A 15,659-nucleotide genomic window follows, 5' to 3' on the forward strand; every position below is an offset into this window, starting at 1 on the left:
GGAACGCGCCGATGGCGTCTTGTCAGCGGCCCTGAGGCCATTAGCCTTGGTCCCCGGCGGGTCGTCATCGCGACCCGCTCTCTGTCTCTCACGAGAACTTTTCCGCAGAGCCGGGCTCCCGGCGCCCCCATCGAGTACGAGGACGAGGACGGACGTGCCTACCGGCAAGGTCAAATGGTTCAACAGCGAGAAGGGCTTCGGCTTTCTCTCCCGTGACGACGGCGGCGACGTCTTCGTGCACTCGTCGGTGCTCCCCGCCGGAGTCGACGCACTGAAGCCGGGGCAGCGCGTGGAATTCGGTGTCGTCGCGGGTCAGCGTGGTGACCAGGCGCTCTCCGTGGTCGTCCTCGACCCGGCCCCGTCCGTCGCCGCGGCGCAGCGCCGTAAGCCCGACGAACTGGCGTCCATCGTCCAGGACCTGACCACGCTCCTGGAGAACATCACTCCGATGCTGGAGCGGGGCCGCTACCCCGACAAGGCGCACGGCGCGAAGATCGCCGGCCTGCTGCGGGCGGTCGCCGACCAGCTCGACGTGTGACGCCGGTCGTTCCCGCGACCGGCGCGGTCCCCGTGAGGTGTGTGACCGCGTGACCGTGCGACCGTGTGACCCGTACGGGCCGGTGACCTGGGGGTTCAGGCACCACCGGCACCACCGGCACCACAGACTCCGCCGGCTCTCCTTCTGAGACGCGAGGGCGCGCACCCCTACGGGTGTGCGCCCTTCGCCGTACCCGGGGCTTCCCCGTAGGGGGCCCCGAGGGGATGTCCCCTACGGGTCCTACGGGTCCTACGGGTCCTACGGGAAGCGGAGCGCGTCCGGGGCGAGCGCCGGGACGAGACCCTCGGCCGCCGCGCGCGTGAGGAGCCCCCGGACGGCGGCGTAGCCGTTCTCGCCGAGGTCGGCGGTGAACTCGTTGACGTAGAGACCGATGTGCTGATCGACGACCTTGGGGTCCATCTCCTGCGCGTTCTCAAGTACGTACGGCAGGGAGACGGCCGGGTCGTCCCAGGCCATCCGAACCGAGGCGCGCGCCGAGTCGGCGAGCAGCCGCAGGGTGTCCTCGCCCAGCGAGCGCCGGGCCACGATCGCGCCGAGCGGGATCGGCAGGCCGGTGGTCAGCTCCCAGTGCGCGCCCATGTCGGCAAGCGCGTGCAGCCCGTAATCCTGATAGGTGAACCGTGCCTCGTGGATGACGAGCCCGGCGTCCACCTTGCCGTCCCGGACGGCCGGCATGATCTCGTGGAACGGCAGCACCACGATCTCGCCGACCCCGCCGGGGATGGTGTCGGCGGCCCACAGCCGGAACAGCAGATACGCGGTCGAGCGCTCGCTCGGCACCGCGATCGTCTTCCCCGCCAGCTCCGCCGGATCGGTCGTCTCGCGCGTGAGGACGAGCGGTCCGCAGCCTCGGCCCAGCGCGCCGCCGCAGGGCAGCAGCGCGTACTCGTCGAGGATCCACGGCAGGACGGCGTACGAGACCTTCAGTACGTCATATGCCCCGTCGCCGCGCTCGGCCCACCCGTTGGTGAGGTCGATGTCGGCGAAGGTCACGTCGAGGCGCGGCGCGCCGGGGACGCGGTCGTGGGCCCAGGCGTCGAAGACGAAGGTGTCGTTGGGGCAGGGCGAGTAGGCGATCTTCAGGTTCACTGCGGGATTCCCTCGGGGTCCACGAAGACGGTGTGGCGAAGCTGCTGGAAGGCGTCGCGCAGCGCGGCCAGGGCCTCGCCGATCCGCCAGGCGGCGCGGTCGCGCGGGCCGACGGCGTTGGACACGGCGCGGATCTCGGCGACGGGCACGCCGTACGCGGCGGCGGCCTCCGCCACCCCGAAGCCCTCCATGGCCTCGGCGGCGGCACCCGGGTGACGGGCCGCCAGCTCGGCGGCGCGCGCGGCGGTACCGGTCACGGTCGAGACGGTGAGCACCGGGCCGACGACGGCCGGCCGGCCGGCGTCCGCGAGGGCTCGCGCGATCCGGCTGGTCAGCGTGGGTGCGACGGGGTGGGCGGACCGCCCGAAACCGAGTTCCTCGACGGCGAGATAGCCGTCGGAAGTCTGGGCCCCCAGGTCGGCGGCGACGATCCGGTCCGCGACGACGACGCTCCCGAGGGGCGCGCGCGGCGCGAAGCCGCCGGCGATCCCGGCGGAGATCACGAGGTCGTACGGGCGGCCGTCCGGGGCGTCGTTCAGGCCCCCGTCGGGGCCGCTGTTCGCGGGGGAGGCGCCGGTGGCCGCGATGGCCAGGGCCGTGGCGGTCGCGGCGGCGGCCGCCGCGGGACCGACGCCTGCGGCGAGCACGTCGACAGTGAGGCCAGTGGGGCGGGTAAGACTCGTGAGGCCAGTGGGGCGGGTGAGGCCCGGCGTGGCGAGGGTGCCCGGAGCGCCGGGCGCGCCGGGCGTGTCCGGAGTGTCGGATACGCCGGGAGTGTCAGGCGTGCCGAGGGTGTCCGGGACCGTGAGGCGGCGCACCACCAGGCCGCCGGGCAGCCGGATCGTTCCGGCAGCGGCGGCGGCAAGGGAGTCCGCGGCGCCGGCGCCGGCCGGTTCCGCGGGGTGGCCGAGGCCCGTGACGACGGAGTCAGCCTCCGCCGCCACGGCCGTCACGACCAGAATGCGAGGGGACAGGGTCAGGACTTCTTCTTGAGCTCGAAGTGCCAGATCCCGGCCACGTTCTTGCCGGAGTTCGCGACGATGGTCACCTGGGTCTCCTCCGGGGCCTGGCCCATCTGGCTGGAGAAGAAGGCGCTGGCCGGGATGGAGCGGAAGGTGCCCTTGAACGGCTCCGGCTCCGCGTTCCGGCCCCCGAGGAAGATCGTCCAGCCCATGTCGGCGATCTTGGGATCGACGCCGAAGCGGACCTGGTCCATGGCGGGGTCCACGGAGATGGACTGGGTGGGCTTCTTGTTGAGGCAGCCCGGGATGTCCTTCTCCGGGAGCGGCTTGCCGTCGTTGTAGCAGGCAGCCCCGGTGTTCACCGACGTGGTCCCGACCGTCACGGTCGCGAGCGGGGTCGGCTTTTCGCAGGCGGACAGGACGAGGAGCCCCGCGGAGACGGCCCCGACGGCCAGGGCGGCCCGGCGGCGCTTGGGGGTGAGGAACGCAACGGTCATGGCCCGAAGGCTATCGGTCCGCCGCGTCCACGACACGCGGGGGTACGGCGTGCCGCCTGACAGACCCCCGCCTCGCCCCACCGGAACGGCGGCACGGGGAGGCGCGCGTGACGCCGTACGGGGCGGTGCCGCCCTCCGTACCGCATATGCCGTACGTACTCCGCGCATCCGCGTGTACGCGTGCGTGCGGCCACATGGGAGGCCCCGCGGCCGCCCCGCGAGGGCACCGCGAACGGCCTCGGGACGCCCCGCCGCGGCAGCCCGGCGGCGGAGGGGCGGTGGTTCGCCTATGCCACTTGGGGCCGAGGAGTGTTCCCGTGCGGCCCGTGCCGCCGGGACTCCGCGATCAGGCCCCGCAGGGACAGCAGCGCGCCGAGGCCGAGGATGCCGGCCGCGACCGCCATGCCCAGCGGGCCGTTCAGCGGCAGCGCGATGCCGATGCCGCCGCCCACCACCCACGCCATCTGAAGCGCCGTCTCCGAACGGGCGAACGCCGAGGTGCGCACCGACTCCGGCACGTCCCGCTGGATCAGCGCGTCGAGCGACAGCTTGGACAGAGCCTGCGTCAGGCCCGCCGTCCCGCCGAGCACCGCGACCATGGGGCCGCCGAAGAACACCGCCGCGAGGACCGTGGTGGCGAGGACGGCCGACAGCATGGTGGCGATGATCACCTCGGGGCGCCGGCCCCGGCCGCGCAGCAGGGAGCCGATCGCGGTCCCGCAGGCGTTGCCGACGCCCGCCGCCACTCCCACGATGCCGAGCGACACCGCCGCGCTCTGCCCCGGCAGCGGGTGCACGCGCAGCAGGAACGCCAGGAAGAAGATCAGGAAGCCGCCCAGCATGCGCTGCGCGGCGTTCGCCTGGAGGCCGTGCAGGACGGCCGGGCCGACCGTCCGTAGATTCGGTTTCCGTTCGCCGCGCGTCCGGCTCCGTCCGTAACGGCGGCCTGGGGGGCCCTGGGGCGCCGCCGACGGGATCATCCCGGGGATGTCCCCGCCAGGGGCCTCAGGGCCCTTCCTGGGGCCACCTGGGGCCGCTGGGGGGGTGGCGGGGGTCTGCGGCTCGGGGGTCGCCTCGGAAGGCGCCGTGGAGGCCGTGGGGGTCGCGGAAGCCGCGGGAGCCGTAGTAGAGGAGGTCGCGGGGTACGCGCGGGGCTCGGCGGCCCCGGTGGTCCCGGTGGTCCCGGCGGCCCCGACGGCCCCTGTGGTCTCTGAAGGCCCGGCAGCCCCGGCGGCCCCGAAGGCTCCTGAGGGCCCGTCGGCCCCCGCTGTCCCCGGGACCGTTCCGCCGCCTCCCCAGCCGGCCGTGCCGTTCGCGCCCTCTCCGCCGTCCCCGCCCTCTCCGGTCGTGAGCAGCCGGGCGCGCCGTTCGCCCTTCGCGGAGTCCACACCGGGCGGCAGCCGCAGCGCCCAGTACCCGCCCAGGAGGAACACGGCGCACGCCCCGTACAGCGGCCAGCCCGGTCCCACCAGTTGGAGCCCGGCCGCGATCGGCGCGGCGGCGCCGGTCGCCAGCAGGCCCGCGAGCGTCACCCGCGAGTTGGCCCGGACCAGCGAGAAGTCCGGTGGCAGCAGCCGAGGCACGACGGCGCTGCGCACCACCCCGTACGCCTTCGACGCCACGAGCACGCCGAGCGCCACCGGGTACATCTGGATTCCGCCGTGCGCGATCGTGACGGACAGCGCGACGGCGAGCATCGCGCGGGCCAGCATCGAGGCCGCCATGGCCGCACGGCGGCCGTGCGGGAGCCGGTCGAGCAGCGGGCCGATGACGGGTGCGAGAAGCGTGAACGGAGCCATCGTGATGGCCAGGTAGAGGGCGACCCGGCCGCGCGCCTCGTCGGTGGGCACGGCGAAGAAGACGGTGGAGGCGAGGGCGACGGTGATCATCACGTCGCCGGCGCCGTTCACGGCGTGCAGTTCGATCAGTTTGCCCAGGCCCGTCTCGCCCGCGCCGTGCGCGTGCGTGACGCGGCGAATGCCCCGCGCGGCGGCGGTGAACGGCAGTCGCAGGGCGCGCCCGACCCTCCGGCCCGCTCGGCTGAGCGGTCCGGCATGATCGTGGGATCGTGCGGGAGACCGTGCGGCTGCCACCTCGCCATAGTGCCCCACGCGCGGCTCCGGCGGGCCGCGCGGCGTCCGGCATGCGGGCCACTTGGGGCGCGCAGGTGGGCTGAGCGCGGCGAACGGGGTAGCGTGCGTAGCGCGCCACCGGCGGATGTGCTCGGCCGCGCGCCTCTTCGGCATCCCGCAGAATGGATGACGATAGGTGTGCCCGAGTCATGCGAGAGATCGAGAGATCGAGAGATCGTCGGGCGTGGACGTCGATGCGGCCCTCAGGTCCGCTCCGCCCACTGCCCAGGCCTTCGCTCCCGCTCCTCGGCCGGCGCACCCGTGAGACGGCGTAGGAGAGAAGCGAGACCTGTGAGTGCTGCGACGACGCGAAGCCGTACCCAGCGAGCCCCGCGTGCCCCGCGAGCCGCGCGTACCCCAGACCGTCTCTGCGCCGAGGCGGTAGACCTCGCCAGGGAGGCCGCCGAGGAGGCGGCCGCGCCGGGCGTGGTCGGCGAGCATGTGGAGACCGTCGCCGAGGGCGACCGGGTCGTCACGCACTTCTTCGAGTCGAAGGAGCCCGGCTACCGGGGCTGGCGCTGGGCCGTCACCGTGACCCGCGCGTCCCGCGCCAAGAACGTCACGCTCGACGAGACCGTCCTGCTGCCCGGCCCCGACGCGCTCCTCGCGCCCGAGTGGGTGCCGTGGAGCGAGCGGCTGCGCCCGGGCGACATGGGGCCCGGCGACCTGCTCCCGACCGACCAGGACGATCTGCGTCTGGAGCCGGGCTACACGGGCGAGGACACGCCGCCGCCGAACTCCGCCCTCTCCGAGGAGATGGCCGAGCACCTGGACGCCGAGGACGCCGAGATCACCGGCCGCGCCCCGTCGCGCGGTACCGTCGCGGCCGTCGCCGACGAGCTGGGCATGCGCCGGGCCCGGGTGCTGTCCCGGTACGGGCTGCGCCTCGCGGCCGACCGCTGGGACGAGGCGTTCGGCCCGAACACGCCGATGGCCCAGGCCGCCCCCGCGACCTGTGTCTCCTGCGCCTTCCTGGTGCCGATGGCGGGCTCCCTGAAGCAGGGGTTCGGCGTCTGCGCCAATGCCTTCTCGCCGGCCGACGGCCGGGTCGTGTCGCTCGCGTACGGCTGTGGCGGGCACTCCGAGGCTGCCGTCATGCCGACGCCGCCGCGTCCGGCGGCGCCGGTCCTCGACTCGGTCTCGGCGGACGAGTTCCCGCTCCGCCCGGCGAAGGACTCGGGCTCGACTTCGGAGCCGGACGACACCTCGGAGGACCTGGGGCACTCGTAGCCCGTCTCGGGACTCGTCTCGCGGTCCGTCTCGTGACCCGTAGGGGGCGTGTTCGGGTCGGTCCTGCCCTGGGTTCCAGGAGGGCGGGCCCGTACGTCCGTGAGGCGCGAGCCCGTACCCCCTGACGTGCGGTGGCGGTCGTACGTGCCGGCGGGCCCTGCCTCGTAGGGAGCGCGGGAGGTACGTGCCGCCGCGCGGCGTATGCCGGCCGTGTCCCGCACGTACGGCCCGTACATGCGCGTCCCGTACGGGTCCCGCCCCATGCCCTGCGCCCACGGTTGCCGTACGCGCCCCGAGCCCACACCCCGCACGACCGCATCCCCCTGCCCCGACGGGGTAGGGGCCGAGGACGGAACCGGTGGGGCCGGGGTTGTCGGGGTCCGCACCCGGACAGGTCCTCGGGGGCGCGTACGTCCCCTCGCACGCCCTCCCGGGTGATCGTGCCCCGGCCGTCGGAGCGGTCGCGGGCACGGTACCTTCGGGCACCGGCACCGGGCAGTCGCCCGGTCGCGGGCCGGGCCCGGAGTACCGGACCGGCCCGAGCCGACCCGCCCCCCACACCGCAGAGTGGAGTCAGACGTGAGCGTCGTCAGCGTCAGGACGTCGACCGACGGAGCCGACCCCTTCGGTACCGCACGGCTCCGCAGAGGCGTGCTCGACGCGTGGGCCGCGGGCCCGGCGCGGTTCCGCGAGGACGCCAACGCCGAGGAGGACCTGGTCCTCGGCGGCTACCGCGACCGGCTCGTGGTCGAACTCGCGCAGAACGCCGCCGACGCCGCCCGCCGCGCCGGTGTCCCCGGCCGGCTCCGGCTCACCCTGCACCCGGCCGGCGCCGACGGCCCCGCCGTCCTCGCCGCCGCCAACACCGGCGCCCCGCTCGACGCCACCGGTGTCGAGTCCCTGTCGACGCTGCGCGCCTCCGCCAAGCGCACCGAGCACGACGCCGATGCCACCGCCGGCACCGTCGGCCGCTTCGGCGTCGGCTTCGCCGCCGTCCTCGCCGTCTCCGACGAACCGGCCGTCCTCGGCCGCCACGGCGGCGTCCGCTGGTCCCTCGCCGAGGCCCGCGCGCTCGCCTCCGACGTCGCCCGGCACAGCCCCGGACTCGGCGACGAACTGCGCCGCCGCGAGGGCCACGTCCCCCTGCTGCGGCTCCCGCTGCCCGCCGAGGGCACCGCGCCCGACGGCTACGACACGGTCGTCGTGCTGCCGCTGCGCGACGCCGCGGCCGTCGATCTCGCCGAGCGGCTGCTCGCCGCCGTCGACGACGCCCTGCTGCTCACCCTGCCCGGACTGACCGAGGTCGTCGTCGAGACCGCCGAGGGCGTCCGCACCGTCACCCGCACCGAGCGCGACGGCTACGTCCACATCCAGGACTCCGCGACCGGCGCCCACCGCTGGCGCACGGTCAGCCACGGCGGCCCGCTCGACCCGGCCCTCCTCAAGGACCGCCCGGTCGAGGAACGGCTCCGCCCGCACTGGTCGGTCACCTGGGCCGTCCCGGTGGACGACGAGGGCGCGCCCCGCTACCCCCGGACCACGCCGGTCGTGCACGCCCCGACCCCGACCGACGAGCCGCTCGGCATTCCCGCCCTGCTCATCGCGTCGTTCCCGCTGGACACCGCCCGCCGCCACCCCGCGCCGGGCCCGCTGACCGACTTCCTGGTGGACCGGGCCGGTGAGGCATATGCCGAACTGCTCGCCGACTGGCGGCCCGTCACCACCGGCACCCTCGACCTCGTCCCCGGCCCGCTCGGCAAGGGCGCGCTCGACGGCGCGCTGCGCGCGGCCATCCTGGACCGGCTGCCGCGGATCGCGTTCCTGGCCCCCGCCCTCGCCTCGGAGGACCTGCCCGCGCTGCGGCCGATCGAGGCCGAGGTCGTGGAGGGCGCGGGCGCCGCGACGGTCGAGGTGCTCGCCGAGGTGTTCCCGACGCTGCTGCCGGCCGGCCTGGAGCGGCGCGTGGAGCTGCGCACGCTGGGCGTGGGACGGCTGCCGCTGACGGAGGCCGTGGACCGGCTCGCGGGCGTGCGGCGGACGCCGGAGTGGTGGTGGCGGCTGTACGACTCGCTGGCGGGCGTCGACCCGGAACGGCTGACCGGCCTGCCGGTACCGCTGCAGGGCCCGGCGGGCGAACCGTCGACGGACGGCCTGCCGGCCGATGAACTGTCGGCGGACGCGACGGCGGCGATCCTGACGGCGGCGGACTCGGGGATGGACTCAGGGGTGGACTCGGGGGCGGGCCGGCCGGCGGACGGGCCGGCGGATCCGTTGACGGCACCGGCCGCCGGCGCGGACGCCGGGACCGTGCCCGGGGCCCGGATCCGCACCACCATCGGCCCCCGCCAGGTCCTGCTGCCGCAGGCGGACACCCCCGCCGAGCTGGCCCGGCTCGGCCTGAAGATCGCCCACCCGGACGCCGCGCACCCGATCCTGGAGAAGCTCGGCGCCGTGCCGGCGACCCCGCGCGCCGTCCTGACCACGCCGCAGGTACGGGCGGCGGTCGCCGCCTCGCTCGACGTGGGCGAGATCTGGGACGAGGACGGCGACACCCTGGACGCCGACGAACTCGCCGAGACCGTCCTCGCGCTCGTCCGGGACGCCGACCTGGCGCCCGGCGACGAGCCGTGGCTCGGCGCGCTCGCCCTGCCCGACGAGGACGGCGAGTTGACCCCGGCGGGCGAACTGGTGATGCCCGGCTCGGCCTTCGCCTCCGTGATGCGTGAGGACGAACTCCCGCTCGTGGACGCCGAGCTGGCCGAGCGGTGGGGCGAACAGCCGCTCGCCGCCTGTGGCGTGCTCGCCTCCTTCCAGCTCGTCCGCGCCGCCGACCTAGTCCTCGACCCCGACGAACTGGAGCCCCGCGAAGGCGACTTCGCGGAGCCCGACGACGCCGGACTGCTCGACGCCGTCGACGTGTGGTGCGAGGACGTCCTCGACCGGCTGCCGGACACCCCGGTGCCGCCGGTCGCGACGGAGATCGTCGCCGTACGCGACCTCGACCTCGTGGACGACGACGCCTGGCCGCAGGCGCTCGCCCTGCTCTCCCGGCCGCCGCTGCGCGACGCGCTGACCCAGCCCGTACGCGTCCTGCTGCCGGACGGTACGACCGAGACCGTACGGTCGTACACCGCCTGGTGGCTGCGCGACCACCCCGTCCTCGACGGGCGCCGGCCCGCCGGTCTGCGCGCGGCGGGTACGGATCCGCTGCTCGCCGGGCTCTACGACGCGGCCGACGCCACCGGCTTCGAGGACGAGCAGGTACTGCGGGCCCTGGGTGTCCGTACCTCCGTGGCCGCCCTCCTGGACGAGCCCGGCGGCGCCGCCGAACTCCTCGCCCGCCTCGCCGACCCGTCCCGTGAGGTCAGCGGCGCCCAACTCCACGCCCTGTACACGGCCCTGGCCGACCTCGACCCGGAACAGGTCACCCTGCCCGACGAGTTGCGCGCGGTCGTCGACGGCACCCTGGCCGTCGTGGACGCGGCGGACGCACTCGTCGCCGACGCCCCCGACCTGCTGCCCCTCACCGCGGGCCTGCCCCTCCTCCCGGTCGCCCCCGACCGGGCGGCCGATCTGGCGGAGCTGTTCCAGGTACGCCGGCTGAGCGAGGCCGTCGAGGCGGAGGTGACGACGGACGGCGAGGAGCACGAGGTCCCGCCCGCCGTCCACGCCCTCCTCGGCCCGGCCACCCCGGCCACGTACGTCGAACACGACGAACTCCGCGCCGCCGGCGTCGAACTCGACTGGCGCCGCACCCCCGACGGCACCCTCCACGCCGCCACCCTGGAGGGCGTCGCCGCGGGCCTGGCCTGGGCGGCGGGGCAGTGGCCGCGCCGCTTCGAGGTGGCCGCGCTGCTCGAAGACCCGTCGCGTACGGAGGAGTTGGCGCGGGACCGCTGGTTCGACTAAGGGGGGCGTCCGGCGGGGGCGGCGAGCTGGTGCGGGGGCGCGGTGCGCGCTTCCGTGGCCCGTACGGCAGCTGTGGCCCTGGAGCGGGGCCGTACGTGAGGGGCCCGGGCGAGTGCGGCGGGGACGCTCGATCGTCCGCCACCGGGCGCCCGCCCCGCCTCCCCCGGCCGGCCGACCGCGCTTGCGGGCCCCCGGGCCCGGTGGCAGCGTCGCCGGTGGGCCGGGCGAGACGGCACCGGCGAGCGCTACCGGATGAGGGGCAGGACATGGCGAAGGAAGGGCTGCGGGTCACCGTGCAGGGCGACCTGCCGGCGGACACGATGGAGCGGATCACGGACGCCGTACGGCGGACGGTCCTCGACGAGGTCGCGGAACTCGATCTCGCGCCCCCGCTGCGGGAGGTGGCCCCCGCCGAACCGGGGAAGCCGGGGGCCGTACCGCCCCGTCCGACGATCATGGGGATCATCCTCGAACCGGAGGAGTAGTGGCCGGGGAAGACCCCCTCCGGTCGGGCGCGGGGAGCGGGGCGACCTGCCCCAGCAGCTCCTGTACCGCCGGTCATCTGCTGCTCGGCATCGTTCGGCCGGACGGGACCGTGGCCGCGCTCCACCCGCCGCTGCCGGTGAGCGCCGCGTTCGCCGAGCGCGCGGCGGCGCCGGGGGCACGCCCGCCCGAGGCCCGGTTCCGCTTCGCCGGACCGTGTGCCGAGTCGGCGTGCCGCCAATGGGCCGAGGGCCGGTGCTCGGTGGGCGACGAGGTGGCGCAGCGGGGCCGCGCCGAGCGCGCCGAGAGTGCCGCGCAGGGCGACGCCGAGGCGCCCGCCCCGCCACCGTGCGCGATCCGTTCCACCTGCCGCTGGTGGGCCCAGGGCGGCGCCGACGCCTGCCGGATCTGCCCGGGCGTCGTCCACACGACGGCTGCGGCCTCCGCCTGACGGCCGGGTGAGCCCCGTTTCCCCGCTCAGGACGCGTCGTTGGTCTGAGCACGTGCCAATTCCACTCGATGAGGCACCTGTTCAGCTCGCGACAAGGGGAGTTACATGGCACACATCCAGGTAATCGACCGGAGCGGGAAGCCGGGGAAGGCAGGAAAGGCCGCTTCGGCGGCGGGTGTGCTCGCCCTGCTGGCCGGCGCGCTCGTCGTGTCGTCCTCGCCGGCCGCGCGGGCCGACGGCGACTACTGCGGCTTCAAGGTGCTGGGTGCCATCGAGAAGCGCTACATCGAGATGGGCGGCCCCACGGGATCACTCGGCTGCCCGCTCACGGGGGAGCTGACCAACCCCGACGGGGCCGGCCGCCGGACGCAGTTCAAGAACGGGACCATCTACTGGTCCCCGCGCAGCGGCGCGTGGCCCGTGTGGGGAGAGATCGGCGCGTACTGGTGCGGCCAGGGGTGCGAGGCAGGGTGGATGCGCTACCCGACGTCCTACGAGTACACCGTCGGCCAGGAGACCCGGCAGAACTTCCAGTGCGCCGTCATCCACTGGCAGAAGACGTCGGGCACCACCTCCAAGACCTGGAGCGACAACACCTGCGTGTGACGCCCAGGGGGCGGACCCGTGGCGCTCCCGCCCGGGCGCCCCCGGCGTCTCGCTTCCGCTGCTCACTCCCTCGGCAGCCCCATCGAGTTCGGGAACGGGATCGTCCCGGAGTTCGTCACCTCGCGGGCTACCGGTGCGAGCAGCCCGGTGATCCGCTCGCGTTCCTCCTGCCCCAGCGCCTCGTAGTACGGCCGGGCGGCGAGGTCGTCCGTGCGGGCTTCGACGTGGGTACGAAGGGCGTGGCCCTCGGGGGTGAGACGGCCGTCGGCCGGGTCGAGCAGGCCGCGGGCGACGAGGCGTTCGGTGGCCGCCCGCCAGTCGTCTTCGGTCCAGCCCCGGGTCTCACGCAGGATTCGCGTGAGTGCTCCGCCCTCGGCGGCGGCGAAGACGACATGGGCCTCGCAGCCGTCGATCCCCTCGGACGTCAGCACGGCCACGTGGCCGTCGCCGCGGTGTTCGCGCAGGGCCGTCGTGGCCTGCCACAGGGCGGCCACCGGATCGTCGGCGTCCGAACCGGAAAGGGCCAGGGGGCGGTTGGCGGCGAACAGCGGCCGTCCGGCGCCGTCCGCGGCGGCGATCACTCGCCGCAGGAGCGGGACGAGCTCCCCGGCGGCGTCCGCCGCCGACGGCGCCACCCGGCGCAGTGCCGCGGCCGCCGCCTCCCGCCGGGCACGGAGGACGGCTTCAGGGGTGGCGTGCGTCCAGGCGTCCGGGAGCGTGCGGCGTACCACCGAGGGGTGGAAGTTGTGGAACGCGGCCTCCACCACCCCGGCGGACACGGCGCCCAGCGGGGCGGCGCGGGCGGCGAAGTAAGCCATCCAGAGGCCCCGCAGCCCGATGGCCCGGTTCGCCTCGCGGCTCTCCGGCGCGAAGTACGTGACGGCGTGCGCCGGTTCGGTGATCTTCCAGGCGCGACGGGCGAAAGCGCGCCGCTCGGCCATGGTTCCCTCGTGTTCCTGATTCACGGCCGCCATCGTGCCAGAATCCCCAACCCCTCGTCTGGGGCCAGGGGTTGGGGTTCTCCGAGGTGGCGGGTGAAGAGAGGGGCCGTGGCGTCAGGCGGGGAAGCGCCGCCCCACCCACCGCCACGCCCACTCCAGGACCGCCGCGCCGGCCGCCGCGATCGCCACGGCCGTCCACGGCATGGTCACCCCGACCAGCTTCAGCGCGAAGAACTGCTGGAGCCAGGGCACCACGAGGACGAGGAGGAAGGCGCCGCCCATGGACGCGACGAGCGCGATCCGCCACCACGTGTAGGGGCGGGCGATGATCGCGAGGACCCACATGGAGACCAGGAAGAGGGTGAGGGTCGCGGCGCTGGTCTCGGCATCGAGGGCGCCGGAGCCCGCGTAGTAGCGGCGGGCCAGCAGATAGGTGGTGAAGGTGGCCGCCGCCGCGATGACGCCGGCGGGGATGGCGTACCGCATGACCCGCCGGACGAAGTTCGGCTTGGCGCGTTCCTTGTTGGGGGCGAGGGCCAGGAAGAAGGCCGGGACGCCGATGGTGAGGGTGGACAGCAGGGTCAGGTGCCGGGGCAGGAAGGGGTACTCGACGCCGGTGACGACGACCAGGATCGCGAGCAGCACCGAGTAGACCGTCTTCGTCAGGAAGAGGGTGGCGACTCGGGTGATGTTGCCGATGACCCGGCGGCCCTCGGCGACGACGGACGGGAGGGTGGCGAAGGAGTTGTTCAGCAGGACGATCTGGGCGACCGCGCGGGTGGCCTCGGATCCGGAGCCCATGGAGACGCCGATGTCGGCGTCCTTGAGGGCGAGGACGTCGTTGACGCCGTCGCCGGTCATGGCGACCGTGTGGCCGTGCGACTGGAGCGCGGCGACCATGTCGCGCTTCTGCTGCGGGGTGACCCGGCCGAAGACGGCGTTCTTGTCGAGGACCGTCGCCATGGCCTCGCGGTCGGTGGGCAGGGTGCGGGCGTCGACCGTGTCGGCGGCGCCGGGCATGCCGAGCTTGCCGGCGACGGCACCGACGGAGACGGCGTTGTCGCCGGAGATGACCTTCGTGGTGACGTGCTGGTCGGCGAAGTAGGCGAGGGTCTCGGCGGCGTCGGGACGCAGCCGCTGTTCGAGGGCGATGAGCGCGGTGGCGCGGGCACCGGCGGCGATGTCGGCCCCGGTCCCGGAGGCGGGGGTCCCGGTGCCGGAGGCGGTGGCGGTGGCGGTGGCTGCGGCGAAGGGGTTGTCGTCTCCGTCTTCGCCGCCCGTGGCCGCGCGGGCGAGGAGCAGGACCCGCAGGCCCTGCTCGCCCAGCCGGTCCGCCTCGGCGAGGGCCGGGTCGCCGGCCGGCAGCAGGACGTCCGGCGCGCCGAGCAGCCAGGCGGAGCGCGCCCCGCCCTCCTCCTCGAAGGCGGCGCCGCTGTACTTGCGGGCCGAGGAGAACGGCAGCGTGGCCGTACGCCGCCAGTTCCCGTCGTCCGGGTACGCGTCGATGAGGGCCTGGAGGGAGGCGTTGGGGTGCGGGTCGGACGCGCCGAGCGCGCCGAGCACTCTGCGTACGTACGGCTCGTCGGCGCCGTTCAGGACCTGGAGGCGGGTGACGTCCATGCCGCCCTCGGTGAGCGTGCCGGTCTTGTCGAGGCAGACGACGTCGACGCGGGCGAGCCCCTCGATGGCGGGCAGCTCCTGCACGAGGCACTGTTTGCGGCCGAGACGGATCACCCCGATCGCGAAAGCGACCGAGGTGAGCAGCACCAGGCCCTCGGGGATCATCGGGACGATGCCGCCGACCGTACGGGCGATGGCGTCCTTGAGGTTGTTGTGCTCACCGACGAGCTGGCTGATGATCAGACCGATGGCGGTCGGGATCATCATCCACGTCACGTATTTGAGGATCGTGGAGATGCCGCCGCTCAGCTCGGAGCGGACGAGGGTGAAGCGGGACGCCTCCTCGGCGAGCTGTGCGGCATATGCCTCGCGCCCGACCTTGGTGGCGGTGAAGGCGCCGCCGCCCGCCACGACGAACGACCCCGACATCATCCGGTCGCCGGGGTGCTTCATGACGGGGTCGGCCTCGCCGGTGAGCAGCGACTCGTCGACCTCCAGGCTGTCGGCCTCGGCCACGACGCCGTCGACGACGACCTTGTCACCGGGGCCGAGCTCGATGAGATCGTCCAGGACGATCTCGGAGGTCGAGATCTCGGCGGCGACCCCGTCGCGGCGGACGGTCGGCTTCGCCTCGCCGATGACGGCGAGCCCGTCGAGGGTGCGCTTGGCGCGCAGCTCCTGGACGATGCCGATGCCGGTGTTGGCGATGATGACGTAGCCGAAGAGGCTGTCCTGGACCGGCGCGACGAAGAGCATGATCAGCCAGAGCAGGCCGATGATCGCGTTGAAGCGGGTGAAGACGTTGCCGCGGACGATGTCGGCGGTGGAGCGGGAACTGCGGACGGGTACGTCGTTGACCTCGCCGCGCTCGACGCGCTTGGCGACCTCGGTGGCGGTCAGACCGGTGGACCGGGGCGCGACGGCGGCGGAGTCCTCGGGACCGTGGCCGCGACCGGGGCCCGGACCGGGATCGGGATTCGGGCGCTCGGGACCGGAGCCCGGGCCGCGATTCGGGCCGCGATCCGGGCCGGGCTCGGCGGACACGGGGTCGCCGCCCTTCTCCGTACCGCCGGATCGTCGTTCCGATCCGCCGCCGGTGGAGCCGTGGTCGTCGGCTCCGCCGTCCCCGGTGTTGATCTTCGCCCGCTGAGTCATGTTTTCGACGGTACGACCGGTTATG

Annotated in this window: 12 protein-coding genes; 6 read left to right on the forward strand and 6 right to left on the reverse strand. The window is 74.6% G+C overall.

Annotated features, from left to right (window positions below; all coding sequences use genetic code 11):
* The first annotated feature begins 154 nt into the window (after positions 1-154).
* Positions 155-538: a cold-shock protein gene (locus ACGFRB_RS01255; protein ID WP_363002240.1), complete on the forward strand. Its 384-nt coding sequence runs from the start codon at positions 155-157 to the stop codon at positions 536-538.
* 258 nt (positions 539-796) lie between these two features.
* On the opposite strand, the gene ACGFRB_RS01260 is transcribed toward ACGFRB_RS01255, so the two are convergent.
* The 4 genes from ACGFRB_RS01260 to ACGFRB_RS01275 all read right to left on the reverse strand — a co-directional run bounded on the left by ACGFRB_RS01260 (position 797) and on the right by ACGFRB_RS01275 (position 5,200).
* Complete coding sequence (locus ACGFRB_RS01260; protein ID WP_363002242.1) at positions 797-1,648, reverse strand: 1,4-dihydroxy-6-naphthoate synthase; 852 nt, start codon at positions 1,646-1,648, stop codon at positions 797-799.
* On the reverse strand, positions 1,645-2,610 hold the full coding sequence (locus tag ACGFRB_RS01265; protein WP_393238194.1) for a futalosine hydrolase: 966 nt from the start codon (positions 2,608-2,610) through the stop codon (positions 1,645-1,647). The genes ACGFRB_RS01260 and ACGFRB_RS01265 overlap by 4 nt, the downstream gene beginning before the upstream one ends.
* Before the next feature lie 14 nt (positions 2,611-2,624).
* Entirely contained in the window at positions 2,625-3,107 is a 483-nt protein-coding gene (locus ACGFRB_RS01270; protein ID WP_363002246.1) for a DUF2771 domain-containing protein, read from the reverse strand.
* Positions 3,108-3,394: 287 nt separating this feature from the next.
* Entirely contained in the window at positions 3,395-5,200 is a 1,806-nt protein-coding gene (locus ACGFRB_RS01275; protein ID WP_393237411.1) for a hypothetical protein, read from the reverse strand.
* A 330-nt stretch (positions 5,201-5,530) separates the two neighbouring features.
* Between ACGFRB_RS01275 and ACGFRB_RS01280 the strand changes: the two genes are divergently transcribed.
* From ACGFRB_RS01280 to ACGFRB_RS01300, 5 genes are all read left to right on the forward strand, one after another.
* Positions 5,531-6,469 carry a DUF3027 domain-containing protein gene (locus ACGFRB_RS01280; RefSeq protein WP_363002250.1) on the forward strand — a complete coding sequence of 313 codons (939 nt, stop codon included), beginning with the start codon at positions 5,531-5,533 and terminating at the stop codon, positions 6,467-6,469.
* Positions 6,470-7,036: 567 nt separating this feature from the next.
* Positions 7,037-10,378 carry a sacsin N-terminal ATP-binding-like domain-containing protein gene (locus ACGFRB_RS01285; RefSeq protein ID WP_393237414.1) on the forward strand — a complete coding sequence of 1,114 codons (3,342 nt, stop codon included), beginning with the start codon at positions 7,037-7,039 and terminating at the stop codon, positions 10,376-10,378.
* A 266-nt stretch (positions 10,379-10,644) separates the two neighbouring features.
* The gene (locus ACGFRB_RS01290) at positions 10,645-10,863 is read left to right on the forward strand and encodes a hypothetical protein (RefSeq protein WP_393237417.1); all 219 of its coding nucleotides are present in this window, start codon (positions 10,645-10,647) and stop codon (positions 10,861-10,863) included.
* Positions 10,863-11,312, forward strand: a complete 450-nt coding sequence (locus ACGFRB_RS01295) for a hypothetical protein (RefSeq protein ID WP_393237420.1) — start codon at positions 10,863-10,865, stop codon at positions 11,310-11,312. The genes ACGFRB_RS01290 and ACGFRB_RS01295 overlap by 1 nt, the downstream gene beginning before the upstream one ends.
* 105 nt (positions 11,313-11,417) lie before the next feature.
* Positions 11,418-11,918: an LGFP repeat-containing protein gene (locus ACGFRB_RS01300; protein ID WP_393237423.1), complete on the forward strand. Its 501-nt coding sequence runs from the start codon at positions 11,418-11,420 to the stop codon at positions 11,916-11,918.
* A 62-nt stretch (positions 11,919-11,980) separates the two neighbouring features.
* Here ACGFRB_RS01300 and ACGFRB_RS01305 read toward each other — a convergent pair whose 3' ends face one another.
* Positions 11,981-12,883 (reverse strand): hypothetical protein, encoded by a 903-nt coding sequence (locus tag ACGFRB_RS01305; protein ID WP_393237426.1) that lies wholly within the window; start codon positions 12,881-12,883, stop codon positions 11,981-11,983.
* A gap of 90 nt (positions 12,884-12,973) precedes the next feature.
* A complete protein-coding gene (locus tag ACGFRB_RS01310; RefSeq protein ID WP_393237429.1) occupies positions 12,974-15,634 on the reverse strand; it encodes an HAD-IC family P-type ATPase in 2,661 nt (886 codons plus the stop codon).
* Positions 15,635-15,659 lie beyond the last annotated feature (25 nt).

The organism is Streptomyces sp. NPDC048718, assembly GCF_043198875.1.
Classification (GTDB): Bacteria; Actinomycetota; Actinomycetes; order Streptomycetales; family Streptomycetaceae; genus Streptomyces.

Excerpts from the sequence above, each read along its gene's own strand:
- ACGFRB_RS01300 (WP_393237423.1), top strand. The coding sequence starts at position 11,418 with ATGGCACACATCCAGGTAATCGACCGGAGCGGGAAGCCGGGGAAGGCA.
- ACGFRB_RS01270 (WP_363002246.1), bottom strand. The coding sequence starts at position 3,107 with ATGACCGTTGCGTTCCTCACCCCCAAGCGCCGCCGGGCCGCCCTGGCC.
- ACGFRB_RS01310 (WP_393237429.1), bottom strand. The coding sequence starts at position 15,634 with ATGACTCAGCGGGCGAAGATCAACACCGGGGACGGCGGAGCCGACGAC.
- ACGFRB_RS01290 (WP_393237417.1), top strand. The coding sequence starts at position 10,645 with ATGGCGAAGGAAGGGCTGCGGGTCACCGTGCAGGGCGACCTGCCGGCG.